This is a genomic window from Aquabacter albus (assembly GCF_040049275.1).
Lineage (GTDB): Bacteria > Pseudomonadota > Alphaproteobacteria > Rhizobiales > Xanthobacteraceae > Aquabacter.
In genome coordinates this window covers 42,782-67,865 of the sequence record NZ_JBDZDT010000007.1, presented here as the reverse complement: position 1 = coordinate 67,865, position 25,084 = coordinate 42,782, and the positions used below count along the sequence as shown (strand labels likewise).

Sequence of the window (25,084 nt, the reverse complement as noted above, 5' to 3'; positions counted from 1 at the left end):
CCGTTTGAAAAGTGTTTTGGCGAGATTTGACGTATTGCGACGATTGCAGACACACAGCTCCGATCTTAGCGTCTATGGACAATCCATGAAGGAGGCCGACATGGCGATCATCGACAAAGAGATCAGCATCCCCGACAGCAAGCTTGCCAAGGCTGTCACCGAGTTTATCCGGGACACCGAAACCGAGCTGCTCTTCAACCATTCGAGCCGCGTCTATCATTTTGGAGCGCTGGCCGGGGTGCAACGCGGGCTGAAGTTCGACCGGGAGCTTCTCTATACCGGCGCCATGTTCCACGATCTTGGCCTGATGCCGGGGCATAGCAGCAGCCACGAGCGGTTCGAAGTCGACGGCGCCCATGCCGCCCGCGACTTTCTCCGGAGCCACGGCGTGCCGGAAGCTGACGCCTATACCGTGTGGACGGCGATCGCCCTTCACACCACGCCGGGTGTACCGGTCCACATGAATCCTGTGGTCGCCCTGGTCACCGCCGGCGTCGAGATGGACGTCCTCGGGCTCACCTATGATCAATATAGCGACGAAGAGCGCGAGGCCGTGGTCAAGGCCTTTCCACGCACGCCCCATTTCAAGGAGGATATCATCCAGGCCTTCTACGATGGGATCAGGCACAAGCCCGACACGACTTTCGGCAACGTGAAGGCCGACGTGATCGCGGATAAGGAGCCGCACTTTCACCGGGGCAACTTCTGCAGCGTGATCCGGAAATCGCGCTGGCATGGCTGACACCGCCGGGACAATTCACGGCGGCCTCAATCACTGCTGGCCGCCGTGCCGGCGACGATATTCCGCCGGGGTGACGCCCACGCGCCGCGCGAAGGCCCGACGCAATGTATCGGCGTTCGCAAAGCCGCAGAGCGTCGCCACCTGCTTGGGGGCATGATGGCCATCCTCGAGCATCCGCCGCGCGGCGTTCACCCGCGCTTCTTCCACCCACTGCGCGGGCGTCATGCCGATCTCGTGATGGAAGAGCCGTGCAAAATGGCGCTCGCTCAACCCCGTTCGTTCCGCCAGTTTCGCGATGCTGTGATCGGCGGCGGGCTCGGCGGCCACCCATCGCTGAACCTCCTGCAGCGCCGCGCGACCTACCGGAGCCGCGTCACCCTTGCGGCTGAACTGCAGCTGCCCACCGGGTCGCTTGAAGAACATTACGAGCTGCGACGCGACCGCCATCGCCAGTTCGCGGCCATGGTCCTCCTCGACAAGCGAGAGCGCCAGATCAAGCCCGGCGGTGACGCCCGCCGCGGTGCGGACAGGGCCGTCGGCGATATGGATGGCATCGATATCGAGTTCGATCTCGGGATGCCGCCGCGCAAAAGCGTCCGCGACCGCCCAATGCGTCGTGACCCGGCGTCCATCCAGGAGCCCGGTCGGCGCGAGGAAAAACGCGCCCGCGCAAACGGAGCCGTAGCGCCGCGCGTTGCCGGCGTTCTTGCGCAGCCAGCCGACGACGCTCTCGTCCAAGCGCGCCTCCGCGGCGCCGGGCGCGCCAGCCACGAGAAGCGTATCGATATTGCGGAGGTTGCCATCTTCCATGCGCGTGTCGGCAACCAATCGGACACCCGAAGAGCTTCTGATGTCCCCGACTTCAGCCGATACGACGCACTGGCGATAAAGGGACAGGCCGGAGCGCGCGTTCGCCTCAGCGAAAACGTCCAGTGGCCCGGATACGTCGAGGAGCTGAACCCCTGGGAAAGCGACGATCGCAACCAGCTTGGGAAGAGGAGGCTTGCGTGCTCTGGTCATCGCAATAGGATGGCGGAAAGCGATGTCTCACGTCAAATCCGGACGATCAGAGCATTGCCCGCGATTGCCGCGGTCCGGATATCGAAGAGGCTCTCATGACGATGCGCTCCATCAATAGCGTCGCGGTGTTCTGTGGATCCAATGTCGGCGCGACGCAGGATTACGCTGATGGCGCGCGGGCCCTGGGCCAGGCGTTGGGAGAGGCGGGCATCACCCTCGTCTATGGAGGGACGCGGAACGGCCTGATGGGAATTCTCTCCGATGCCGCCCTGGCGAGTGGTGGGGCCGTCCACGGCGTGATCACCGAGAACCTGCATCAGCTCGGGCACGTCCACCCTCACCTCACGCAGCGCGAAATCGCACTGACTTTGCGCATCCGCAAAGAGCGGATGGTTGCGCTTGCCGATGCTTTCATCGCGCTGCCGGGAGGCATCGGAACGGTAGACGAACTCATGGACGTATGGAGCATGAACCAGCTCTCAGAGATCGATAAGCCCATCGGCCTGCTGAACTCCGCCGGCTTCTTTTCGGCATTCCTGGGTTTCATCGACCATATGGTCGAGACAAAGTTTCTGCCTGCTGCACATCGCGAAACGATAGCTGTCGATGCGGATGCGACGGCTTTGCTCGAAAAGCTTCGCACCCATAAGCGCGTGGAAGTATCCAAGCTTCTGTAATGGTGCCGGCTCAGAGAAATTCAGCAGAACGGGCGCCCCTCGCTAAATGAGGCCGGCGCCGCGCGCCCATTTGTACTTGGCGCCGAGCACCTCGACCGGAAGCTCGGTGGAATAGGCATAAGCGGGGATGCCGTTCTGGTAGAGATATTCGGCCGCCTCTTCCACCTCCACATCCCCCGCAAGCGAGGCGACGATGGGCTTCTCGAAGCCTTTGGCGCGCATCTCGTCGCGGACCTCCACCATGAGCTTCGCGAACACCATGGGCGGAGTGACGATGGTGTGCCAGTAACCGAGGATCAACGCGTGGATGCGCTCGTCCCGCAGCCCCAACCGCACGGTGTTGGCGTAGGTCTGGGGCGGCTCGCCGCCAGTGATGTCGACGGGGTTTCCGGCGGCACCGAAGGGCGGGATGAACGTCCGGAATTCGGCGTCGAGATCCGCCGGGATCCTGTAGAGCGCCATGCCGTTATCATCTACCGCATCCGACAACAGCACCCCCGAGCCGCCGGCGCCGGTGATGATGACGACGTTCTCGCCCTTCGGCGTCGGCAGAAGCGGCACGCCACGCGCGAATTCCAGGAGCTGGCGCAGCGAGCGGGCGCGAATGACACCGGACTGGGCGAACACGTCCTCATAGATCTTGTCGTTGCCGGCAAGCGCCCCGGTGTGAGAGGCGGCAGCCGCCGCCCCGGCGGATGTGCGCCCGGCCTTCAGGACGACGATGGGCTTCGTCTTCGAGACCCTCTTGGCGGCTTCGGCGAACGCCCGGCCGTCCTTCAAATCCTCCAGATGCTGGGCGATGATGTTGGTGTGCGGGTCCTGCTCGAAGAAGGCGAGGAGGTCGTCCTCATCGATATCCGACTTGTTGCCGAGGCCGACAATGGCCGACACGCCCATCTTCGCCGAGCGGGAGAACCCGATGATGGCCATGCCGATGCCGCCCGACTGCGAGGACAAAGCCGCAGAGCCCTTCACGTCGAACGGCGTGCAGAAGGTCGCCGAGAGGTTTTCCGGGGTGTAGTAGAAGCCATAGATATTCGGCCCCATGAGGCGGATATCGTACGCCTTCCCGATCTCCACGATCTCGGCCTGAAGCTCCGGCTCATTCGCCTCGGCAAAGCCCGAGGGGATGAGAACCGCACCGACCACCCCCTTCTCCCCGCATTCCCTGAGCGCGCCCGCGACGAGCTTCGCCGGGATCGCGAACACCGCCGTGTCTACGTGGCCGGGGATGTCCTCGACCGATTTGTAGGCGGTGTAGCCCATCACCTCGGCGGCCTTCGGATGGACAGGATGGATCTCGCCCTTGTAGCCACCATTGATGAGGTTCTTCATCACCGAATTGCCGATCTTGCCGTCCTCGGAGGAGGCGCCGATCACCGCAACCGACTTCGGCCGCATGATGCGGTTCATGGCCGTGACGATCTCGTCCTGGCTGCGCGGCGCGGCGCGCGGCACATGGTCGAAATCCACCACGATGCGCACGTCGGCGGCAATCGCGCCGTCCTTGGTGGCGAACACGGGATTGAGGTCGAGCTCGACGATCTCGGGGAAGTCGCTCACCAGCCGGGAGACCTTCACGATCACGTCCGCCAGCGCCTCGCGGTTGACCGCCTCGCCGCCGCGCACGCCCTGGAGCATCTCCCGCGCCTTGATGCCGTCCAGCATGGAACAGGCGTCTTCCCTCGTCGCCGGGGCGAGGCGGAAGGTGATGTCCTTCAGGACCTCCACGAGCACGCCGCCAAGGCCGAACGCCACAAGCTTGCCGAAGCTCTTGTCGGTGATGGCGCCGACGATGACCTCGGTTCCACCCTTCAGCATCTGCTGGACCTGGACGCCGTCGATCGTCCCGTCAGCCTTGTATTTCCGCGCATTGGCGATGATCGTGTCGTAGGCAGCCCGCGCCCCCTCCTCCGACGTCACGCCGACGATGACGCCGCCCGCCTCCGTCTTGTGCAGGATATCCGGCGAGACGATCTTCATCACCACGGGATAGCCCATGCCCGCGGCAAGTGCGGCCGCCTCGGCGGCGGATTTCGCCAGCCCCTCGCCGGGCACCGGAATGCCGTAGACGTCGGAGATGACCTTGCCTTCCGGTGCCGTCAGAGCGGTGCGGCCCTCCGCCTTGACCTTGTCGAGAATGGCTCGGATCGCGGTTCTGCTGATGCCCGACATGGTGTGACCTCCCGATGAGCGCGTGTCTGAATCTTGAAGCCGCTATTCCGCGGCCAGCTGCTGTTCGCCGGTGGCGCCGGACGCCTTGATGGCGGCGACCCGCGCGGCGCTGAAACCCAGCACCTGCGAAAGGATCTCGTCCGTGTGCTCCCCGAGCAGCGGCGCGCGCTCGACGGCAACGTCGTTGTCCGACAGCTTCACCGGATTGCCGACGGTGACGTAGCTGCCCCGCACGGGATGCTCGACGCGGACCAGGGTCCTGGAGGCGTAAAGCGCCTCGTCATCCAGAAGCTCTTTCATGGAGAGGATCGGCCCGCACGGAATGTCGTATCGGTTCAGGATCTCCATGGCCTCGAACTTGGTCCGGGTCATCGTCCAGTCTTCGATGGCTCCGAAGATCTCGTTGAGGCGGGGGAGACGTGCGGCGGGCGTCGCATAGTCGGGATGGCCCGCCCATTCCGGGCGGCCGATCACCGTGCAGACATTCGGCCAGACCTGGGCCTGGGTGATGAAATAGATGTAGGCGTTGGGATCGCTCTCCCAGCCCTTGGATTTCAGGATACGCCCGGGCTGGCCGCCGCCGGAATCGTTCGCGGCGCGGGGAACCGCATCACCGAAGGGGATGCCCTCGCCATACTGGCTGTATTCGGTGAGCGGGCCATGGGCGAGGCGCTGCTGGTCGCGCATCTTCACCCGGCAGAGGTTGAGCACGGCATCCTGCATGGGTGCGAGCACCTTCTGCCCGCGGCCGGAATGGGTGCGCTGAAAGAGCGCCGCCAGAATCCCCATGGCGAGGTGAATGCCGGTGCCGGAATCGCCGATCCCCGCGCCGGTGACGAGGGGAATGCCGTCCCGGAATCCGGTGGTGGAAGCCGCACCGCCCGTGCATTGGGCGACATTCTCATAGACCTTGCAGTCCTCGAACGGGCCGGGGCCAAAACCCTTGACGGAGGCGACGACGATCTTCGGATTGAGCGCCTCGATCCGCTCCCAGGGAAAGCCCATGCGGTCAAGCACGCCGGGGGCGAAATTCTCCACCAGCACGTCGCAGACCCTGATCAGGTCCTCCAGGACGCGCTTGCCTTCCGCATGCTTGGTGTCGAGCGCGATGGACCTTTTGTTGCCGTTCATCATCGTGAAATAGAGGCTGTCGGCGTTCGGCACGTCGCGGAGCTGGGAGCGCGTGATGTCGCCGATGCCCGGCCGCTCGACCTTGATGACGTCGGCACCGAACCAGGCGAGGAGCTGGGTGCAGCTCGGCCCGGATTGAACATGCGTGAAATCCAGAACACGGACGCCGTCCAGCGCCTTTCCCATGCCATCACTCCCTCAGGGCTCCGGGGCCCATGCATCTGTCCTTGGCCGCACAACTCCGTCGACGGCCGAGCGCCATCGCGCGCCGGCCAGCGGGCCGGGTCTGCAGCTGGATTTTCGATAGGAATCCGACAGCCTCCATGAGGCGCCGGCGTTTTATCTTCTGGTTACTTGCGGCAACCCTGGAAACTCACGTATTCCGTATATCGAGTACAAAAAGACTACCAACTTGCCCTCTTGGCGACAATCGCCTTAAGACGACAATATCGGCCAAAGAGACGATGGATTTCGCCAATCTTCGGCTTTCCGATCGGGATAGGGAGGACACCGCCATGGCCCGTCGTGCGCACACCATCCCCGTGGCCATCGTGGTCCCGCCCGGTGCCCAGACCCTGGACGTGGTCGGGCCGCTCGACGTGTTCCGGGAGGCGACCCGGCAGTCCGAGGGGCGCGCGGCTTATGCGATCCAGCTCATCGCCCTTGAACCAGGAGGCTTCGTCCGCACAGACGGTCTTACGCTGGTGCCCGATGCCTCGATCCATGACGAGGACCATCCCATCGACACGCTGCTGGTGGCAGGCACACCCCACGTGGCCGACGTGGCGGCTTTCGGCGACTTTCATGCCTGGCTGCGACGGCGCACGCCCGAGATGCGCCGGTTCGGCTCCGTCTGCACCGGCGTGTTCTTCCTGGGGGAAGCGGGCCTGCTGACCGGGCGGAGGGTGACCACCCATTGGGAGGACGCGGCAGCGCTCGCCTTGCGATACCCCTCAGCCCTTGTGGAGCCGGACAAGATCTATGTGAAGGACGGTGCGCTCTATACGTCGGCCGGTGTCACTGCGGGCATAGATCTCGCCCTCAGCCTGGTGGAGGAAGACCATGGCCGGGAACTGGCCATGCGGGTGGCACGGCGGCTCATCGTCTTTCTCAAGCGGCCGGGCGGGCAATCCCAGTTCAGCCAGCATCTCGCAGCGCAGCTGGCGCTGGAAAGCCGCGTGGAAACCATCCAGCACTGGATCCTCGACCATCTCACCGACGAACTCACCATTCCGCGCCTCGCCGGCAAGGCGGGCATGAGCGAGCGGAACTTCAGCCGAATCTTCCTGGAAGAGACCGGCTCCACGCCCGCCGATTTCGTGGAGGCCGCCCGCATCGAGGCGGCCCGCCAGCTTCTGGAGGACACGTCCCTTTCCCTCCAAAGCGTCGCCGCGCGATGCGGCTTCGGAAGCCCGGATACGATGCGGCGCGCCTTCATCCGCCGGATCGGCACTGCGCCGAACGAATATCGAACTCGCTTCGCCTCCACCACCTAGGTGAAGTGGCGTCCCCCTGTCATCCCGGCCAGCGATCGCGAGAGTGGGCAATGATGCGCACAATCGTGCGCCAAAGGCGCCCGGCCGCTAAGCTCTGTCACCAAATCGCATTAGGTTCCGGGTACCCGGTGGGGAGCAGGAGGCAGGCACATGACCGAGCATAACAACACCGAGACCCGCAGCTGGCTGGAGATCGAGCTCGAGGACGACATGGACGAGGAGCTCGAGCATGCGGTCGACGACGCCCGCATCCCGCCCGAGCTGCGCGCCCTCCTCGAAAAGCGCCAGAAGGCCACCATCGACCGTCACATCTATTTCAACGAGCTGCTGCGCCTGCAGGGCGAGCTCGTGAAGCTGCAGGACTGGGTGCGCCACAAAGGGCTGAAGCTGGTCGTCCTGTGCGAGGGCCGCGACAGCGCCGGCAAGGGCGGCGCCATCAAGCGCATCACCCAGCGCGTCAATCCGCGCACCTGCCGGGTGGTGGCGCTGCCCGCCCCCTCCGACCGCGAGAAGACCCAGTGGTACTTCCAGCGCTACGTACCGCACCTGCCGGCCGCCGGCGAGATCGTGCTGTTTGACCGCAGCTGGTACAACCGCGCCGGCGTCGAGCGCGTCATGGGCTTCGCCAATGAGTCCCAGGTGGAAGACTTTTTCAACGACGTGCCGGAGTTCGAGCGCATGCTGGTGCGCTCCGGCATCATCCTCGTGAAGTATTGGTTCTCCATCACCGACGAGGAGCAGCAGCTGCGCTTCCTCATGCGCATCCACGATCCCATCAAGCAGTGGAAGCTCTCGCCCATGGACCTGCAGTCCCGCGTACGCTGGGAGCTGTACACCAAGGCCAAGGAAGAGATGTTCGAGCGCACCAACATCCCCGAGGCGCCCTGGCACATCGTGGAAGGCAACGACAAGAAGCGGGCGCGCCTCAACGTCATCTCGCACCTGCTCTCGGTGGTCCCCTACGAGGACGTCCCGCAGGAAGAGATCATACTGCCGGAGCGCGTGTTCGATCCCAACTACGAGCGCCGCACGCTGCCGCCGGAGCTCTATGTGCCCGAACGCTATTGAGGACACGGTCCCCGGGCGCGCACAACTCGCGCCCGGGGAACGGATTGTGGCAACGGGTCAAGCGTCGCAGACGCACCAGCTTCAGAAAACCGCTGAGTAAGCGCCGTTACATCCGCGGGAGCGGTGACGCCTTCCCGGCTCCGCCCAGGCCCTGATCCTAGAAGGTTGCCCGCGCGGTCAACGTCGCGTAGCGCCCTGCGGCCGGAACGGCGCTGCCGCCGAAATACTGGGCGATGTAGTATTCGTCCGTCAGGTTGTAGACGTTCAGCTGAACCTGGAAATGGTCGTTGAACTGGTAGCTCGCCATGGCGTCGAACGTCCAATAGGACGGGACGTAGGACGTGTTGGTGGTGTTCACATAAGCGCTGCTGTTGTAGACGGCGCCCGCGCCCAAAGTGAGCTGCGGCGTGAGGGCATAGGATGTCCACACCGAGAGCGAATTGTTCGGGGTGTTCGGCAATTGCTTGCCGACGGTCACGAGGCTCGCAAGGGTCGGCGCAGGCCCGGCGCTGAGGATCTCGGATTCCATATAGGTGTAGCTGGCGCTCAAATTCCATTGGGCTGTGAGGGCGCCGGCGGCGCTGAGCGAAAGGCCCTGCACCTCCTGCTCGCCGCCCAGCACCATGGGCGGAAGGCTGGACGATGGGTCCGTGGGCACGCGCGTATTGGTCTGGATGGTCTGGAACAGCGAGCCGCTGACCACGAAGTGATTGTCCAGCAGCTGGGCCTTGAAGCCGGCCTCCGCAGTGGTGTTGCTCACCGGCGCAAGCGTGACGGTGCCGGTGTCGAGCACGCCGAACTCCGAGGAGGGGTTCGACGATGTACCATAGGTGACATAGAGGTTCACGGTCTCGACCGGGCTGAAGACCACGCCGACCTTGTAGTTGAGCATGAGATCGCTGCTGGAGAGCGTCTGGGCCGAGGCGGTGGACGTGGCCGGGCCATTGTTCGTCACCGTCAGCGCATTGTAGTCCGTCGTGGCGTTGTCCCAGCGGAATCCGCCCATGATCTGCCAATACTGGTTCAGCTTGATCTGGTCGGCCGCATAGAGGGCCACGTCCGCCATATCAGTGGAATTGGAGGACGGGAAATAGCTGGGGAAGCCGCCCACGCCGTTATTGGGCGAGGAATTGCTGGGATTGATCAGCGACACCCGGCAGAGCGGTGACGCCTGGTTGCAGAAATTGACCCGCTGCTGGCTGCGGGTCTCGTTGTCGAGCTCGATGCCCGCATTCAGCGTGTGCTCGAACGTGCCCCATTTGAACTTCGCCACCATGTCGGTGAGGTTGTTGAGCTGGGTGTTGTCGGTCTGGATCTGATAGCGCTGCTGGCCCACCGTCATCTGCGCGACCGAATAGCCGACGTCTACGGACGGGAGGGGCGAGGGGAAGACGGTGTTGCCGGCGTCGCCCACGCTGCGCGGCGCGGCGGGCCGCGCCATGCGGTCGCTCACCACGTAGCGGGTGCCGTTGGTGACCGTCACGAAATCATTGATTTCCCGCTCGAACTGGAGCGTCGCGATGCTGGTGTCGGTGATCACCTGATCGTTCAGCGGCCCGTTCAGCACCCCGTACCACGTGTTCCGGGGGACCGGCACGGGCGGGGTCGGCGCCCCGTTGCCGTAATAGCCCCCTACCCTCTGCCCGAACGTGCCCGGAGACGTGCTCAAAGTGGGCGCTGGCAGGTAGTTGATGCCGTAGTCCGGCACGCCGTCTTCGTGCTGATAGTAATAGGACGCCGTCATCTTGGTCCGGTCGTCCAGCTTCACGGAGACGGACGGCGCGATGCCCCAGCGGCTGGCGGTGATGTTGTCGCGGTCCGCAGTGTCGACGCTCTGGACCATGGCGTTGATACGCGCGCTGACCTTGTCGTTCACCTGGCCGTTGGCGTCGAGCGTGGTGCGCAAGCCCTGGCTGGTATAGCCGGTTACATCGGCGGTGGCGAAGTTGGCATCCTTCGGCAGCTTCGACACGAGGTTGATGACACCGCCCGTGGAGCCGCGGCCGAACGCGAACGAGGACGGGCCGAGGAACACATCCACCGCCTCGATGTCGAACATGTCGCGCGTGTACCAGCCGGTGTCGCGAATCCCGTCCCGGAAGATGTCGCCACGGCCGGAGAAGCCGCGGATGATGGGGCTGTCGCCCTGCTGCCCCGCCTCCCCCGCGCTGAAGGTGATGCCGGATATGTTGCGCAGGGCCTGCTCCATGGTGGTGGTCTGCTGCTGCTGGATCATCTCATGGGTGACGACCTCCACCTGCTGCGGCATGTCGAAGATCGGCACCGGGAGGCGGGTCACGCCGACCGTATCCGCGACGAAGCCGCCGGTGCCGCCCTGCACCTGAACGGTGGGCAGATCGATATCCCCGCTCGTCCCGGCCTGCTGGGCCACGGCCGGCGCCGCCGCCATGGCCGATGCGACGCCCACCGTCAGGTGCAGCGAGCCCATCAGCGTGGCGCGCGTGCCGACGAGCTGGTTTGTTGAACGAATGCCGTCCGAAGACCCGATGGAGCGCATATGCCTGTCCCACGAAATTGCGCGCTCTGAATGAGAAAACGCGCTGAAGCTCGTCGCGGGGCGAGTCTTATTTTCTGATAGAAGTATACGACAACAAATAAACCCCTTCTTTCGACCGTAATTCAGTCATAAACCCGTGAGAATTACTCGATTTATAACAATTAAAAACAAAATTTCTTTCCAATTCGGTTATATTACTTAACGTAAGAGAATGAGTAGTTGACGTTACGGTCTGACGTAGGGGAGCACTCTACCCTTCGACACAATCGAAGTGCCAGCCGCACCTGCCGACACGGCGGATAAGGCCCCCCGTCCTTCATAAAGGCCAGCCCCGCAGCGATCACACGGCAGGGATGCATACCGCAGCGTGACGCAATATTCAGCTTCAGCGCGCTGGCCGCATGTTGGCGTCCGCGCCGAAATGAACGCCAATTTCGAGCCGCTCCCATTTTCACCGCTGCCATTGACCCGCGCGCGCTGGAGCGCCATGCCTGTCGCCGATTCAGCAGGAACATGTGACATGCAGGGTTATGTCCGCCGCATCCTCGACTCGGCGGTCTATGAAGTGGCGGGCGAAACCCCGCTCGACCGGATGGGGACATTGTCCGAGCGGCTGGGCCGGGAGGTTCTGCTGAAGCGGGAAGACCTGCTGCCGGTCTTCTCGTTCAAGCTGCGCGGCGCCTACAACAAGATCGCACGGCTCTCGGAGGACGAACGGCGGCGCGGCGTCATCTGCGCCTCCGCCGGCAATCATGCGCAGGGCGTCGCCTATTCCGCGCGGCGCATGGGCGTGCGCGCCGTCATCGTCATGCCGACCACCACCCCTTCCATCAAGGTCGAGGCGGTGCGGCGCCTGGGCGGCGAAGTGATCATCCATGGCGACGCCTTCGACGATGCGCGGCTTCATGCCCTGGCGCTCTGCGAACAGCACGACCTCGTCTTCGTCCATCCCTATGACGACCCCGACGTGATTGCCGGACAGGGCACCATCGGCGTCGAGATCCTGCGGCAGCATCCGGGACCGCTCGCCGCCATCTACGTGCCGATCGGCGGCGGCGGGCTGGCGGCGGGCATAGCCACCTATGTCAAGTTCCTGCGGCCCGACGTCCGGGTGATCGGCGTCGAGCCGGAGGACGCGGCATCCATGAAGGCGGCCATCGCGGCCGGGCATCCCGTGCGCCTCGACGAGGTCGGCATCTTCGCCGATGGCGTCGCCGTCAGGCAGGTGGGCGATGAGACGTTCCGGCTCTGCCGCGACCTGCTCGACGACGTGGTGACCGTCTCCACGGACGAGATTTGCGCCGCCATCAAGGACATCTTCGACCACACCCGCGCCATCGCCGAGCCGGCCGGCGCCGTCTCGCTGGCGGGACTGCGCCGGCACGTCGCGGACCTGGATCAGCCCGGCGCCGTCGTCGCCATCTCCTCGGGCGCCAACATGAATTTCGACCGGCTGCGGCATGTGGCCGAGCGGGCGGAGATCGGCGAGCACACCGAGGCGCTGCTCGGCGTCACCATTCCCGAGCGGCCGGGCTCCTATCGCTCCTTCATCCGGCTCCTGGGCAGCCGGGCCATCACCGAGTTCAACTATCGCATCGCCCCCGGCGCGAACGCCCAGATCTTCGTCGGCGTGGCGCTGAAGCGCGGCGAGGCGGAGAAACAGGAAATCATCGCCCTCCTCCGCGCCAACGCCCTCACCGTGGTCGACATGACCGACAACGAGCTGGCCAAGCTCCATGTCCGCTACATGGTGGGCGGGCGGGTCGAAGGGTTGGCCGACGAGATCCTCTACCGCTTCGAATTTCCCGAGCGTCCCGGCGCCCTGCTGAAATTCCTGGAGGGCCTGCATTCGGACTGGAACATCTCCCTGTTCCATTACCGCAACCACGGCTCCGATTTCGGCCGCGTGCTGACGGGCATCCAGGTTCCACCCCCGGAGCGCGCCGCGTTCGAGGACTTCCTCAAGGACCTCGGCTATTCGCACTGGGACGAGACCGGGAACCCCGCCTATTCCATGTTCCTCGGCCTGAATTGAATCCGGCTCCGGCACTCGATCCGACACGGCTCGGCTCGGTGCCGCACCCGCGTGTCACATCGCCAGCGTCTTCGCCTGCGGAATGGCTTTCGCAGGCGCATCGAGGCATCCCATCGCCTCCAGCGTGATCCGCACGGCCTCGTCGAGCGGGGTGCGCGGCTCGGCGCCGATGGCCGCTTCGAGCTTGGCGTTGCGCAGGCGGATGGGGTGCTCCCAGAGATATCTCATCTCGGCGAGTTCCCGCAGCAGCGGCACGAACGGCGCGGCCAACCGCATCAGGAGCCAGGGCGTGCGCCTGACCGGGATCTCGGGCGCGCCGAACGCGCGGCGGATGGCCTGCGTCATCCCCGTGCCGTCGGCATCCCAGTGACCGTCCATGTGGAAGGTCGAGAAGTCCTCAAGCCCGCCGCGCTCGATCAGCCGAACCATCGTCTCCGCCACATCGGGCAGATAGGCCCATTGATGCCCGATGCCGCGCCGCCCGGGATAGCTGATCGCATGCGGGCGCGCGCCCGGCTTGACCAGGCCCTGGCTGAACCAGTTGTTTGCCGCTTTGGGGCCGAAGAAGTCGCCGGCGCGAACGATCAGCACCTTGGCGTCCGCCCGGTCCGCCGCCAGCCGCAGCCGCCGCTCCATCTCCACGCGGATGCGGCCCTTGCGGGTGCGGGCGTTCTGCGGCGCGTCCTCGGTGATGTCGGGGAAGGCGTCGGGACCGTAATTGTAGACGGTGCCCGGCAGCAGGATGCGCGCGCCGCCCGCCCGGGCCGCAGCGGCGATGGTGTTGTCCAGCATCGGCAGGACCAGCGTCTCCCAGTCGCGATAGCCCGGCGGGTTGACCGCATGGACGATCAGGGATGTCCCCTCAGCCGCCGCCGCCACATCGGAGGCGACGAGCGCGTCGCCTTTGATCCAGTCGAACCGGCCATCCTGCCCCGTGCGGTCGGGATTGCGGTGGAGCGCCCGCACCCGCCAGCCGGCGCAGGCCAGCCGGTCCGCGACCGCGCCGCCAATTCCGCCCGTCGCCCCGAGAACCAGTGCCATCTTCTTTTCCATATCGGCCTCCATCGCTTGACGGCGCCAAACTCCCGCTTTTCGCAGACCAACAAAATTGCCGAATATTCTTCCTGTGCTATACGAAAATATATGAGCCGCGAGCCGAGCTGGGATCTCTACCGCACCTTCAACGCCGTTCTTCGGGAAGGCTCGCTGTCGGGCGCGGCACGGGCGCTCGGCCTGACCCAGCCGAGCGTCGCGCGCCACATGGATGCCCTGGAGGCGGCGGTCGGGAGCGCGCTTTTCGTGCGGACCCTGCGCGGCCTTTCACCCACCGATGCGGCGCTGGAATTGAAACCCTTCGCGGACCTGCTCGCCTCCACCTCGGCGGCGCTTCTGCGCACGGCCGAAGGACGGGCTGGCGAAGTTCGCGGCACGGTGCGGATCAGCGCGAGCGAAGTCGTCGGGATCGAGCATCTGCCGCCGATCCTCACCCGGCTGCGCCAGCGCCATCCCGCGCTTGCGATCGAGCTGTCGCTGTCCAACGCCCTGGACGACCTGCTTCAGCGCAAGGCCGATATCGCAATCCGCATGGTCCAGCCCGAGCAGCAGGCGCTGGTGGCAAAGCGCATCGGCACCATTCCGGTGGGGCTCCACGCCCATCGCACCTATCTCGCCCGGCGCGGCATTCCCGAGAGCATGGATGATCTCAAGGGGCACGACCTGATCGGCTACGATGTGGAGACGCCGGCGATCCGGGCCGTCGTCCAGCGCTATCCCGCGCTGAGCCGAAGCGCATTCGCGCTGCGTGTGGACAGCGATGTCGCGCAGCTCTGGGCCATCCGCGCCGGCTTTGGCATCGGCATCTGCCAGGTGCCCATCGCCGCGTCCGAACCCGATCTCGTGCGCGTCCTCCCCGATGCCTTCACCGTCGATCTCGAAACCTGGGTGGTGATGCACGAAGACCTCCGCAGCAGCGCACGCTGCCGGGCCGTGTTCGACGCCCTGGTCCAGGAATTGACGCGCCTGATCCAGGGCGAGGTGCCGAAGCGCATCCGCACTTCGGCACCGACGCCCCATGGCTGAGCGGACACGCGCGAGGTTTCTGCGCCACCCATGGCAATCGCACGCAGGATAGAGCCTAAGCCGCGCATCGGCCCACGCCGCCATTGCGAGCCTCAGAGCACCGGCCCGAGCATCGCGATGGAGTTGTTCCAGAGCTGCCGCCACAGGCTGTAGGCGTCCACATGTGCCTGTGTCACGGGTGTCGCGGCGTCGAGGAAAACCTGCTGGCGCGCCCGCACCGCCCGCGTGAAGGCTTCATCGTAGAACAGGATATTGTTCTCCGCGTTCAGCTCGAAGCTGCGGCGGTCGATATTGGCGGAGCCGATCAGGGTCGCCTCGCCGTCGAGGGTGAGCGTCTTGGCGTGCAGCAGGCCGCCGGCAAATTCGCGGATATCGACCCCCGCCTCCAGCAGGTCGCGATAATAGCTGCGGCTCGCCGCCGCCACGACCCAGGAATCATTGCGCTTTGGAAACACGATGGTGGTCGCAACCCCGCGCCGGGCGCTGGCGCACAACGCGGCCTGGATCGGCTCGTCCGGGACGTAATAGGGCGTGGTGATCACAAGCTCGCGCTGCGCCGCGTTCATCAGCGCGATGAAGGTCTCCGGCATCGCCGAATAGCGCACGCTCGCTCCGGAGCCGATCACCTGCGCGATGAATCCCGGCACGGGCACAGGCAGCGGCTCCGCGAACAGGGGGCTCAGATCTTCATCGCTCTGCGCCATCCAATTGCTGGCGAACAGGTGCTGGTTCTGCCGCGCTACGGGCCCTTCGAACCGCGCCATCACGTCCACCCAGGGCGCGAACCTGGCTTTCACCGCAAAGGCCGCGTCGGCACAGTTCTGGCTGCCGCAGTAAGTGATGGCGTTGTCGATCACCACGATCTTGCGGTGGTTGCGCATGTCGATCCGGCCCTTGAACGGGCGCAGCAGCGGGTTTCCGACCGGCAGCGCCGCCGCGAGCCGCACCCGGCTCAAAGCCATGTCGCGCCAGTGTTGGGAGCGGATCAGCGCCCGTGAGCCGAGATCGTCCGCCATCGCCCGGCAAACGACGCCGCGCGCGGCCGCACGCTTCAGCGCCTCCACCACCTTCAACCCGCTCTCGTCCGCCAGCCAGATGTAGAACAGCACGTGCACGCTCTCACGCGCGGCATCGATGTCGGAGACCATCGCCGTGATGGCCGCGGCGGAATCGGGCAGCAGCGTCGCACGGTTTCCGGCGACCGGCAGATACTGGCTCACCGAATGGCCGACCCGGAACAGCGGCACGAAGCGGTCCGGGACTGTCGCCTCCGCCGATGCGCCGGCCACCCCGCCGGCGTGCGGCAGCTTGTCGAACGCCACGCGCAATCGCTCGATGCGCGTGCGGCCCAGATTGACCTCACCGAACAGCACATAGGCCACGATGCCGAGGACCGGTGCGAGCGCGATCACCAGCACCCAGGCGAACCGCGAGGCGGGCTCACGGTGCGGGCGCAGCAGCGCGCGAACGATGAAGACGAGCTGCACCCCCGCATGAGCGGCAGTCAGCACCCAGGCGAGGACGGCGGAATCATGCATGTTGGCGGGACGCGCGGTGAGCGATGTTCACCGCATTAAACCATGTTCGCGGCCCGCGCGATGTGTGCACCCGCGACGCCGGGGCACAACTCGACAAGAGCGGCGCCTCACATTCACAATCCCCGGGTCGGCGAGGCACCGAAAGCGGGCATCAACGTTGCCGCAGGAGGCAAGGATACCGTTGAAGCGCCGGGTCGCAGCAGCGCGCGGCCCGGTAGCTTACCGGAAGCGAAAAAACATGGTTCGTTGCTCCTGGTGAGCCCATCGGAGCGGATCTTGTAGCAGCGGATTGTAGCAACAGGCCAAATCCGCAGGCGCGAACCGGCTCAGGCGCTGGAGAACAAGGCTTTCGCGGGAAACCGGCCGGGGCGCAAGGATTCTACACCAGGTTCAGAAAACCGCGCGAAAGCGTTGTTACGATATCCAACAGACTGTATTTAATGATTCATAGGTTGATCCGATTGATACTTTGATGCTGTGCAGCGGAGGATCTGGCAGGTGTGAGGTTTCAGTGCATTTACAGCGTGCTGACTTTGGCCTCGGCCCCTGAAGCGCACGGCGCCGCGGGTGTCTGTTTCATTTATCGTCCGATCAAGGATATGAACTGAGGTACGAGACAAGAAGCGCGACGCAAGCGCGAGCATCCGGGTGGGATACGCCGATGGAGACCATGAAGGAGCTGGCCGCCCTGGTGGCGGCGAATGCACCGTGCGAGGGCGCGCAGGAGACCTCGATCCCGGGCCTCAGCCTGATCCGCAACTCCCTGCCCACCAACCCTATCCATCGCCTTCAGCGACCGGCCCTGTGTATCGTCGCCCAGGGCCGCAAGCAGGTGATGCATGGCAATGTCAGCTACACCTATGATCCCCTGAACTACCTCGTGGTGTCGCTGGCGCTACCTGTAGTGGCGCGGATCACGCAGGCCAGTCCCGACAAGCCCTATCTCTGCGTGCGCCTCGCGCTTGATCCTGTCGGGCTCTCGGAAATGGCGCTCACGAGCCGGGCGCGGACGCCCGCCCGCGACCTCCCTCTCGGCCCCGCCTTGCAGGTGAGCCGGACGACGCCGGAGCTCACCGATGCAGTCGCCCGCCTCATGCGGCTGCTGCAATCGCCGGAGGACGCCGAGGCCCTCGCTCCGCTGGCGAAGCGCGAGATCTACCACCGCCTGCTGACCGGCGATCAGGCAGACCTCGTGCGGCAGATCGCGACGACGGAAAGCAAGTTCCATCAGGTCGCGCGCGCCGTGGGCTGGATCAAGGACCATTTCACCGAGCAGCTCAGCATCGAGCGCCTCACGGCCGTGTCGAGCATGAGCAAGTCCGCTTTGCACGAGCATTTCAAGGCCGTGACCGCCATGAGCCCGCTGCAATATCAGAAGCAGATCCGCCTCCAGGAAGCGCGCCGCCTCATGATTGCCGAGGGGCTCGACGCGGCCGATGCGGGCTTCCAGGTGGGCTATCTCAGCGCCACGCAGTTCACCCGCGAATACGGCCGGATGTATGGGCAACCGCCCGCGCGGGATGCGGCCCGGTTGCGCGCGCTCACCGAAGCTCCATCTGCCGCCCCGCTCCAGCGGAATTCCGCCTGAGCCGGACGATTGGGCAAGAAATACGGATCATTGCCCTAACGCCATCCCGTGTTTCCCCGGAATGGTGGTCGCAGCCGCTCAGCGGCCGCACTGTGATGGGAATGACATGACTGCGACCTCGAACATCGTCCGCACCCGCTGGTCTTCCGAACGGCCGGAAGAGGCATTCCCCGTGGACAATCCGGCGACCGGCGCGGTGTTCGCCACGGTGCAGGGCGGCGGCGCGCAGGAAGTGGATCAGGCTGTGAAGGCTGCGCACCAGGCCTATCTGAGCTGGCGCCGACGCCCCGCACGCGAGCGCGGCCAGCTTCTCATCCAGGCGAGCCGCCGGCTCGCAGACCACGCGGACGAGCTCTCCGAGCTGCTCTGCCGCGAGAACGGCAAGCCGGTGCGGGATGCGCGCCTGTTCGATGTGGGCGCCCTCATCCACGCCTTCGCCTATTTCGGCAGCCTCGCGGACAAGATGGCGGGGGAGACCCTCGACATGGGGAACATCACCTCCACGGTCGTGCGCGAGCCCTTCGGCGTGGTGGCCGGCATCATCCCCTTCAACTGGCCGCCCATCCACACCGGCGCGAAAGTGGCCCCGGCGCTGGCCGCCGGCAACACCATCGTGCTGAAGCCGGGGGAGCAGGCGCCGCTCACCATCATGCGCATCGTCGAAATCATCAACGAGGTGCTGCCCCCTGACCTCGTGCATGTGGTGCCGGGCGTCGGCCCCGCCGTGGGGCAGGCGCTCACCACGCACCCGCTGGTGCGCAAAATCTCCTTCACCGGGGCGCCCTCCACCGGCTCGGCCGTCCTCAAGGCGGCGGCGGACCGGCATGTACCTGTCCTGCTGGAATTGGGCGGCAAGAACCCCTTTATCGTGTTCGACGATGCGGACCTCGACCGCGCGGTGCGCGACGCGGTGGATGCGGCCTTCTTCAACAAGGGCGAGGCCTGCACCGCGGGCTCGCGCATCTTGGTGCAGGCGGGCGTTTACGACACGTTCGCCGAGCGGCTGGCGAATGCCGTCCGCCGCCTGAAGGTCGGTGCCGGCACCGATCCCAAGGCCCATGTGGGGCCGCTGGTGTCGAAGGCGCAGAAGGCCAAGGTGCTGGACTATATCCGCATCGGCCTCGAGGAGGGCGCGACCATCCTCGCCGAGGCGGACCTGCCCACGGACCCGGCGCTGAAGGACGGCTATTTCGTGAAGCCGACCCTGTTTGCCGGAATGAAGCCGGACATGCGCATCGCGCAGGAGGAGATCTTCGGCCCGGTTACCGGCCTCATGCGCTTCGAGACCGAGGAGGAAGCCGTCGAGATCGCCAACGGGACCGCCTTCGCCTTGGTGGCGGGGATCTATTCCCGTGATGCCGGCCGGGTCAACCGCGTGGCGCGCGAGGTGGAGGCCGGCGTGGTCTTCATCAACAACTTCAACCGCGGCGGCAATGGCAGCCCGTTCGGCGGCACCAAGGCGAGCGGATATGGCCGCGAGCGTGCGGCCATGACGCTGAACGAGTTCACCTATGTGAAGGCGCTGCGCGTCCCCACGGGTTTCGGCCCGGTGCCCCAATGGGAGGCGCTCGACGACATTTTTGGCTGAGGCATTCGGGCTGCACCATCAACAACCAAAGCATGAGCCGCCACCCGAGCGGCATGGGGAGGACATGATGTTCAGGAAGACGAGGATCATCTCAAAACTTGTGAGCTGCCTTTTGATTGGCGGCGCCGGCTTTGCGGTCGGCAGCGCAGAAGTACGCGCGGCGGACTTTCCGACGCGGGCCATCCGGATAATCTGCCCCTTCGCCCCCGGTGCCTCCATCGACGTGCTGGCGCGCGCCTATGCAAAGGAAATGACCGAGACGCTCGGCCAGCCCGTGGTGGTGGAGAACCGGCCCGGCGCGAACGGCGTACTGGCCTCGACCACGGTAGCGAAGCAGCCGGGCGATGGATACACCCTGCTCTTCACCACCGGCTCGCACGTCTCGAACGCCGCCCTGTCCGCCACCCTTCCCTATCGGCCGGTGGATGACTTCACGCCCATCTTCCTGGCCGCGCAGTCCTATGGGCTGGCCGTGATATCCAACAAGTTCAGCTCCATCCCCGAGCTGGTGGCGGCGGCGAAAGCCAATCCCGGCAAGCTGACTTATGCAACGCTCGGAACCGGCAACGTCACCCATGTGGCAGGCGCTCTGTTCGCGAAGCAGGCGGGGATCAACATCACCGATGTGCCTTACAATTCCCCGACCATGAACACCGACCTGATGGGCGGGCAGGTGGACATGGCCTTCATGTCCACGGTGTCCGCGGTGCCATTGATCAAGAGCGGAAAGGTGAAGGCGCTCGCCACCACCGGAACGCTCCGTCCGCCGACGCTGCCCGATGTGCCGACCCTGAAGCAGCTCGGCTATGCGGATTATGAAGTGACCGGATATTTCGGAATCTTCGGGCCCGCGCAGATGCCGCCGGAAATCGTGACCATTCTCTACAACGCGTTGCGCAAGGCGCAGGAGGCCAAGGATGTCAAGGCACTCCTGGCGGAATCCAGCCTCTACGCGGGCGATATCGATCCCAAGGGGTTCGACAAATATGTGCGCGACGACCTCACGTTCCAGACCAACCTGATGAAGGAACTGGGCATCCAGCAGCAATGATCCCCGTCGATGAGATCAGTCCTGGCCACCTTGGCCAGGACTGAGACATCGATCGAACTGGCCCCCCGTGTGGGGGCTTTTTTTGGCCTTGAGCAGTCTGCGGATTTCGCCGGGCCGCCGAAACGGTGGCGGTGAGGCTCCCCGGGAGCACGACACCCCACCTATTCGCCCAGCGACGGCGCGACCTCAATCGGCTTGTCCCGGCCGGACAACTGCACCGGGATCAGCCAGGTGGCGGCAGCCGTCAGCAGGGCAACGGCGAAGATGCCCCAGAAGGTCAGGTGCAGGGCCTGGTCGAACACGGTGACGGACGTGGCATCGGCCGCCATCCCGGCAAGGCCCGCCGGCTGATTCAGCGCCTCGTGGACGCGGCCGGCGATGGCGGGCGTTGAATAATAGGCCAGGCCAATGTTCAGCATGGCCCCCGCCACGGTGGCGCCGAGCACGCTGCCGAGATTGCGGGCGAAGATATTCGATGCCGTGGCGCTGCCACGCATGGACCATTCCACGCTCTCCTGGATCAGCACGATGCAGGTGAAGCTCGTCGTGCCCATGCCGATGCCCACCAGGAACGAGCCCACGCCGGCGAGCGCCGGATGGCTGCCGGGCGTCAGGAACAGCATGATGCCCGCGCCTACCGGCAATATGGCGCTCACGATCCGGAGCGCGCCGCGGATGCCGAACGCCCGGAACAGCCGGGCCGACTGGCTCACCGAGATCGGCCAGCCGAGGATCAGCATGGTCAGGGTGAGCCCCGCGACGATGGGCGAATAGCCGAGCACGCCCTGCACATAGAGCGGCAGGATGGTGGTGAAGCCGATCAGCAGCACGCCCAACAGGAGCGCCGTGGTGTTGCAGGTGGCCAGCAACCTGCGGCGCCACAGGTCGAAGGAGACGATGGGCTCCGCCGCGCGCCGCTCCTGCCAGACGAAGGCCGCGCCGCTGAGGACGAAAACCACGCCGCACGTGATGAGCAGCCACACCGAGCCGCCGCTCTCGCCGAGGATGAGGAGCAGCGAGCCGATGGCGATGGTGAGGAGGACCGCGCCGGGATAGTCGATGGGGCTCTCTCTGGCCTCTACCTGCTCGTGCAGGAAGAGGCAGAAGCCGGCCACGGCGAGGAGGCCGATGGGGATGTTCATCCAGAAGATCCAGACCCACGAGGCGTAGTCCACCAGAAGGCCGCCCACCAGCGGGCCGACCACCGCCGAGCCTGCCCAGACGCTCGCGACGAAGCCCTGGACTTTGCCGCGCTCCTCCAGCCGGTAGAGATCCCCCACGAGCGTGATGGTGATGGGCTGGATTGCCCCGGCGCCGATGCCCTGAAGCAGGCGAAACGCCACCAGCGACAGCATCGACCAGGCGAAGCCGCACATCACCGAGCCGATGAGGAACAGGAGGATGCCGCCCACCAGCGCCGGCTTGCGGCCGAAGATGTCCGCGAGCTTGCCATAGATGACCGTGGTGGTGGTCTGGGCCAGGAGGAAAGAGGAGAACACCCAGCTGTAATGCTCGAACCCGCCGAACCGGCCGACGATGCTCGGCATCGCGGTGGCCACGATGGTGGATTCCACCGCCACCATGAAGGTGGACATCATGATTGCGCAGACGAGGTAGGCGCGCTGGCGTGGTGTGGCGTGGACGGACATGGGCGACCTGGGCGTGGGATGAACTGGGGCGGGCTTCCGACGGCCTCGCCGCTGCGCCTGCGCCGAATGAACAGGAGATTGAGCAAAACCAGTTCGGAGAGATGATGGAAATGAGGGAAGGAAAACGACCCGCACGACCGTGCTTATACGACATCCTCCTGGCAAGAGTCGGCCTCACTCGATCATCCCAGGGCCTGTTCCTTCTGAAAGACACGGATGCTCGTTCTCCTTCGGCATGAGCCGAAGGAGCTGTCCCGGGTGGCTGTCCTCGGCCAGCGGCGCGCGGGGCGCGGCATCAGTGACCTTTCAACGATATTCCCATATGGATATAACGAATACGAATGGTGCGCCGCAAAATCTGGCCTGCCTCCACGAGACGCCCGCGGTCATGTATTCGAAGCATCTTCTGTCCCACGCGATGTCGTTGTCCGACCTCGATTTTCCGGAGGCGCCGGAAAGCCGCGAGCCGGTTCGGCGCCGCCGCCCGGCCATCCATGTCGCGCCCATCACGCCGGGCGCGAGCTATCGGACCAAGGTGTACGACACGCTAAAGGGCGCCATCCTCGAGATGGACATCTACAGCCATTCCGAAGAGGTGCGCCTGGAGGAGCGCCAACTCGCGGTGAAGCTCGGGGTGTCCCGCACGCCCATCCGCGAGGCTGTGACGCTGCTTGAGCATGAAGGTCTCGTGCGGGCGGAACCGCGCCGGGGCGTTGTGGTGATGCGGCGAACGCGGCGGGAAATCCTGGAGGGGCTCACCCTCTGGGCGGCGCTGGAAGGCATGGCGGCGCGCCTGTGCTGTACAGTCGCCTCGAGCGCGGAGATCGAAGGCTTGCAGGAAAAGGCGGACGCTTGCGCCTGGTTGCGCGAGAGTGAGACGCCTTCGGAATATTCGGAGGAGAACCTCACCTTCCACCGGCATCTGGCCCGGCTGTCCCGCAACAGCCTCATCGCCGGCAGGCTTGACGCCCTGTTCCTGCATCTGCGCGGCCTGAGCACGGTGGCTTTGAGCCGCACTGATCATGCGGAACGCTCGGTCCTGGAGCACGGACGAATCGTCGAAGCCATCGCCGCCCGGGACCATGACCGGGCGGAGCAGCTGGTGCGCACGCATGCCCTCGGTATCGAACGTCTCATCAAGGTTTGCGGCGCGCATCTGCGGTGAGCCCGCCCCGGACTTGCTTGGTGGCTTTCCGGACCGCCTGTCGCTTACGTTCCATTGAATTGCGCGGCCGGCCCTACGAGGTGGTCGCGGTCGCTGGCGGCTTAGCACCGCACCAAGGAGAACGTCCTCGAGGCGATCCAGGTGGCCCATCGGCCTTGGGGGCGAGGACTTTACCCAGATTCAGAAAACCGCCCCAAAGGATCGTCGCGACCAGCACCTATCAGCCGATTGCGCCGACTTCAGACCTTCGTTGCCGACCCGAAAGTGAATCTTGGCCTCCAGTCATTCTCTGCGCCCGCATAGCTCCGCTGAAGCGAAACATGCCCCAACCGGTGGCCTGCCGATTTGGATTCCATTCGTGTTCGCTCCCTCGGCGAGCGCCACACAGTATCGGAGCCGCGCACCTCCTGCGGCTCCTTGCAGACCGACGATAAACGTCTTTAGGCCAATAATTTAAGCGATCGCGACTGATTACTCAGGTTGAATTCCAGACGATTTCACCACAGCGCCCCACTTTGCGTATTCATTATCAATGATACTTGCAAACTCACTGCGGGGCATGGGCCATGGCTCGAAGCCTTGCTCGATAATTTTGCTCTTGATCGCTGGCAGTTCGAGAATCCGATTCACTTCGCGGTTAAGCTTGTCTGCAATCTCATCTGGGACGCCAGCTGGCGCGACGAGGGAGTTCCAGCCCACCGCCAGATAGTTAGACACGCCCGCCTCGCTCATGGTGGGCACGTCAGGCAGCGTCGCTACGCGGTTCGCGCCAAGCACCGCCAATGCCCTAAGCTTGCCGGCCCGCACCGCGCCCAGTTGGGCGCCGACCGAGGAAACCATGATCGGGACGCGCCCGGCGATCACGTCGAGCGCGGCTGGGCCGTCGCCCTTGTAGGGGATCGCAGCGATCTCGACACCGGTCTCCGCCTTGAACAATTCCATGCAGAGCTGGAAGGCGGTCGCTCCCGTGGCGTAGTTGAGTTCGCCCGGCTTTGCCTTGGCAAGCGCGATCAACTGCTTGATGTCCTTGGCGGGAAAATCCGGATTGACCACGAGGATGTTCTCTACCCGAGACAGCATCGCAACCGGCTTGAAGTCCTTGCGGGTATCGTAGGTCAGGTTCTTCATCAGGTGCGGCCCGATGACCAGCGTGCCGCTCACGCCGACCACCAGCGTATAGCCGTCCGGCGCGCTGCGGGCGGCGGCTTCGAGCCCGAGGGCACCGCCTGCACCCGGCCGGTTATCAATGATGACCGGCTGGTTCCATGCCTTGGAAAGCTCGTCACCCACCAGGCGCGCGATAATGTCCGATGCGCCACCAGGGGTGTAGGTGACGATGATGCGGATCGGCCGTGTGGGATAGTCGGTCGCGGCGAACGCGCCGGCTGACGTGACAAGACATGCCACCAAAACTAAAACGCGTCCGATGATGGACATGCCTGCCTCCCATGAGCGGGCGAGCCGGCTTTTTCTGCCCGCCTCATTTTTGATCTACCGCCCGCACCTGCCGAACACTGTCGCATCCGGCGGCCTGGACATGCTGCCACGATAACGGCCGGGCTTT

The 25,084-nt window shown here is 65.0% G+C and carries 18 protein-coding genes; 10 read left to right on the top strand and 8 right to left on the bottom strand.

Features of this window, described 5'->3' with window-relative positions:
- Positions 1 to 100: 100 nt before the first annotated feature.
- On the top strand, positions 101 to 742 hold the full coding sequence (locus tag ABLE91_RS18480; RefSeq protein ID WP_348933165.1) for an HD domain-containing protein: 642 nt from the start codon (positions 101 to 103) through the stop codon (positions 740 to 742).
- 30 nt (positions 743 to 772) lie between these two features.
- Here the strand turns inward: ABLE91_RS18480 and ABLE91_RS18475 are convergent, their stop codons facing one another.
- Complete coding sequence (locus tag ABLE91_RS18475) at positions 773 to 1,762, bottom strand: GlxA family transcriptional regulator (RefSeq protein ID WP_348933163.1); 990 nt, start codon at positions 1,760 to 1,762, stop codon at positions 773 to 775.
- A gap of 95 nt (positions 1,763 to 1,857) precedes the next feature.
- On the opposite strand from ABLE91_RS18475, the gene ABLE91_RS18470 reads away from it, so the two are divergent.
- Positions 1,858 to 2,439: an LOG family protein gene (locus tag ABLE91_RS18470; RefSeq protein WP_348933160.1), complete on the top strand. Its 582-nt coding sequence runs from the start codon at positions 1,858 to 1,860 to the stop codon at positions 2,437 to 2,439.
- A gap of 42 nt (positions 2,440 to 2,481) precedes the next feature.
- On the opposite strand, the gene ABLE91_RS18465 is transcribed toward ABLE91_RS18470, so the two are convergent.
- Positions 2,482 to 4,614, bottom strand: coding sequence for an acetate--CoA ligase family protein (locus tag ABLE91_RS18465; protein ID WP_348933157.1), 2,133 nt, complete (start codon positions 4,612 to 4,614; stop codon positions 2,482 to 2,484).
- Between the two features lie 42 nt (positions 4,615 to 4,656).
- A complete protein-coding gene (gene frc, locus ABLE91_RS18460; protein ID WP_348933154.1) occupies positions 4,657 to 5,931 on the bottom strand; it encodes a formyl-CoA transferase in 1,275 nt (424 codons plus the stop codon).
- A gap of 329 nt (positions 5,932 to 6,260) precedes the next feature.
- Between frc and ABLE91_RS18455 the strand changes: the two genes are divergently transcribed.
- Positions 6,261 to 7,241, top strand: coding sequence for a GlxA family transcriptional regulator (locus ABLE91_RS18455; RefSeq protein ID WP_348933151.1), 981 nt, complete (start codon positions 6,261 to 6,263; stop codon positions 7,239 to 7,241).
- Between the two features lie 150 nt (positions 7,242 to 7,391).
- Positions 7,392 to 8,309, top strand: coding sequence for a polyphosphate kinase 2 (ppk2, locus tag ABLE91_RS18450; protein ID WP_348933148.1), 918 nt, complete (start codon positions 7,392 to 7,394; stop codon positions 8,307 to 8,309).
- A gap of 157 nt (positions 8,310 to 8,466) precedes the next feature.
- Here the strand turns inward: ppk2 and ABLE91_RS18445 are convergent, their stop codons facing one another.
- The gene (locus tag ABLE91_RS18445) at positions 8,467 to 10,827 is read right to left on the bottom strand and encodes a TonB-dependent receptor (RefSeq protein ID WP_348933145.1); all 2,361 of its coding nucleotides are present in this window, start codon (positions 10,825 to 10,827) and stop codon (positions 8,467 to 8,469) included.
- Between the two features lie 487 nt (positions 10,828 to 11,314).
- Between ABLE91_RS18445 and ilvA the strand changes: the two genes are divergently transcribed.
- Positions 11,315 to 12,862 carry a threonine ammonia-lyase, biosynthetic gene (gene ilvA, locus ABLE91_RS18440; protein ID WP_348933142.1) on the top strand — a complete coding sequence of 516 codons (1,548 nt, stop codon included), beginning with the start codon at positions 11,315 to 11,317 and terminating at the stop codon, positions 12,860 to 12,862.
- 54 nt (positions 12,863 to 12,916) lie between these two features.
- Here the strand turns inward: ilvA and ABLE91_RS18435 are convergent, their stop codons facing one another.
- Entirely contained in the window at positions 12,917 to 13,927 is a 1,011-nt protein-coding gene (locus ABLE91_RS18435; protein ID WP_348933139.1) for an NAD-dependent epimerase/dehydratase family protein, read from the bottom strand.
- A 78-nt stretch (positions 13,928 to 14,005) separates the two neighbouring features.
- Here ABLE91_RS18435 and ABLE91_RS18430 point away from each other — a divergent pair, with 78 nt between their 5' ends.
- The gene (locus ABLE91_RS18430) at positions 14,006 to 14,941 is read left to right on the top strand and encodes a LysR family transcriptional regulator (protein ID WP_348933136.1); all 936 of its coding nucleotides are present in this window, start codon (positions 14,006 to 14,008) and stop codon (positions 14,939 to 14,941) included.
- Positions 14,942 to 15,033: 92 nt separating this feature from the next.
- On the opposite strand, the gene cls is transcribed toward ABLE91_RS18430, so the two are convergent.
- Entirely contained in the window at positions 15,034 to 16,479 is a 1,446-nt protein-coding gene (gene cls / locus ABLE91_RS18425; protein ID WP_348933133.1) for a cardiolipin synthase, read from the bottom strand.
- Positions 16,480 to 17,140: 661 nt separating this feature from the next.
- Here cls and ABLE91_RS18420 point away from each other — a divergent pair.
- The 3 genes from ABLE91_RS18420 (at position 17,141) to ABLE91_RS18410 (ending at position 20,706) form a co-directional block, all read left to right on the top strand.
- Positions 17,141 to 18,067, top strand: coding sequence for an AraC family transcriptional regulator (locus tag ABLE91_RS18420; protein ID WP_348933131.1), 927 nt, complete (start codon positions 17,141 to 17,143; stop codon positions 18,065 to 18,067).
- Positions 18,068 to 18,173: 106 nt separating this feature from the next.
- Entirely contained in the window at positions 18,174 to 19,655 is a 1,482-nt protein-coding gene (locus ABLE91_RS18415; protein WP_348933128.1) for an aldehyde dehydrogenase family protein, read from the top strand.
- Between the two features lie 67 nt (positions 19,656 to 19,722).
- Entirely contained in the window at positions 19,723 to 20,706 is a 984-nt protein-coding gene (locus tag ABLE91_RS18410; protein ID WP_348933126.1) for a Bug family tripartite tricarboxylate transporter substrate binding protein, read from the top strand.
- 161 nt (positions 20,707 to 20,867) lie between these two features.
- On the opposite strand, the gene ABLE91_RS18405 is transcribed toward ABLE91_RS18410, so the two are convergent.
- On the bottom strand, positions 20,868 to 22,355 hold the full coding sequence (locus tag ABLE91_RS18405) for an MDR family MFS transporter (RefSeq protein ID WP_348933124.1): 1,488 nt from the start codon (positions 22,353 to 22,355) through the stop codon (positions 20,868 to 20,870).
- A gap of 418 nt (positions 22,356 to 22,773) precedes the next feature.
- Between ABLE91_RS18405 and ABLE91_RS18400 the strand changes: the two genes are divergently transcribed.
- The gene (locus ABLE91_RS18400) at positions 22,774 to 23,520 is read left to right on the top strand and encodes a GntR family transcriptional regulator (protein WP_348933121.1); all 747 of its coding nucleotides are present in this window, start codon (positions 22,774 to 22,776) and stop codon (positions 23,518 to 23,520) included.
- A gap of 471 nt (positions 23,521 to 23,991) precedes the next feature.
- Here the strand turns inward: ABLE91_RS18400 and ABLE91_RS18395 are convergent, their stop codons facing one another.
- The gene (locus ABLE91_RS18395) at positions 23,992 to 24,957 is read right to left on the bottom strand and encodes a Bug family tripartite tricarboxylate transporter substrate binding protein (RefSeq protein WP_348933119.1); all 966 of its coding nucleotides are present in this window, start codon (positions 24,955 to 24,957) and stop codon (positions 23,992 to 23,994) included.
- Between the last annotated feature and the right edge of the window lie 127 nt (positions 24,958 to 25,084).

Excerpts from the sequence above, each read along its gene's own strand:
- ABLE91_RS18475 (WP_348933163.1), bottom strand. The coding sequence starts at position 1,762 with ATGACCAGAGCACGCAAGCCTCCTCTTCCCAAGCTGGTTGCGATCGTC.
- ABLE91_RS18480 (WP_348933165.1), top strand. The coding sequence starts at position 101 with ATGGCGATCATCGACAAAGAGATCAGCATCCCCGACAGCAAGCTTGCC.
- ABLE91_RS18415 (WP_348933128.1), top strand. The coding sequence starts at position 18,174 with ATGACTGCGACCTCGAACATCGTCCGCACCCGCTGGTCTTCCGAACGG.
- ABLE91_RS18405 (WP_348933124.1), bottom strand. The coding sequence starts at position 22,355 with ATGTCCGTCCACGCCACACCACGCCAGCGCGCCTACCTCGTCTGCGCA.
- ABLE91_RS18465 (WP_348933157.1), bottom strand. The coding sequence starts at position 4,614 with ATGTCGGGCATCAGCAGAACCGCGATCCGAGCCATTCTCGACAAGGTC.
- frc (WP_348933154.1), bottom strand. The coding sequence starts at position 5,931 with ATGGGAAAGGCGCTGGACGGCGTCCGTGTTCTGGATTTCACGCATGTT.
- ilvA (WP_348933142.1), top strand. The coding sequence starts at position 11,315 with ATGCCTGTCGCCGATTCAGCAGGAACATGTGACATGCAGGGTTATGTC.
- ABLE91_RS18395 (WP_348933119.1), bottom strand. The coding sequence starts at position 24,957 with ATGTCCATCATCGGACGCGTTTTAGTTTTGGTGGCATGTCTTGTCACG.
- ABLE91_RS18455 (WP_348933151.1), top strand. The coding sequence starts at position 6,261 with ATGGCCCGTCGTGCGCACACCATCCCCGTGGCCATCGTGGTCCCGCCC.
- cls (WP_348933133.1), bottom strand. The coding sequence starts at position 16,479 with ATGCATGATTCCGCCGTCCTCGCCTGGGTGCTGACTGCCGCTCATGCG.
- ABLE91_RS18400 (WP_348933121.1), top strand. The coding sequence starts at position 22,774 with ATGTCGTTGTCCGACCTCGATTTTCCGGAGGCGCCGGAAAGCCGCGAG.
- ppk2 (WP_348933148.1), top strand. The coding sequence starts at position 7,392 with ATGACCGAGCATAACAACACCGAGACCCGCAGCTGGCTGGAGATCGAG.
- ABLE91_RS18470 (WP_348933160.1), top strand. The coding sequence starts at position 1,858 with ATGACGATGCGCTCCATCAATAGCGTCGCGGTGTTCTGTGGATCCAAT.
- ABLE91_RS18420 (WP_348933131.1), top strand. The coding sequence starts at position 17,141 with ATGGAGACCATGAAGGAGCTGGCCGCCCTGGTGGCGGCGAATGCACCG.
- ABLE91_RS18410 (WP_348933126.1), top strand. The coding sequence starts at position 19,723 with ATGTTCAGGAAGACGAGGATCATCTCAAAACTTGTGAGCTGCCTTTTG.
- ABLE91_RS18430 (WP_348933136.1), top strand. The coding sequence starts at position 14,006 with ATGAGCCGCGAGCCGAGCTGGGATCTCTACCGCACCTTCAACGCCGTT.
- ABLE91_RS18445 (WP_348933145.1), bottom strand. The coding sequence starts at position 10,827 with ATGCGCTCCATCGGGTCTTCGGACGGCATTCGTTCAACAAACCAGCTC.
- ABLE91_RS18435 (WP_348933139.1), bottom strand. The coding sequence starts at position 13,927 with ATGGAGGCCGATATGGAAAAGAAGATGGCACTGGTTCTCGGGGCGACG.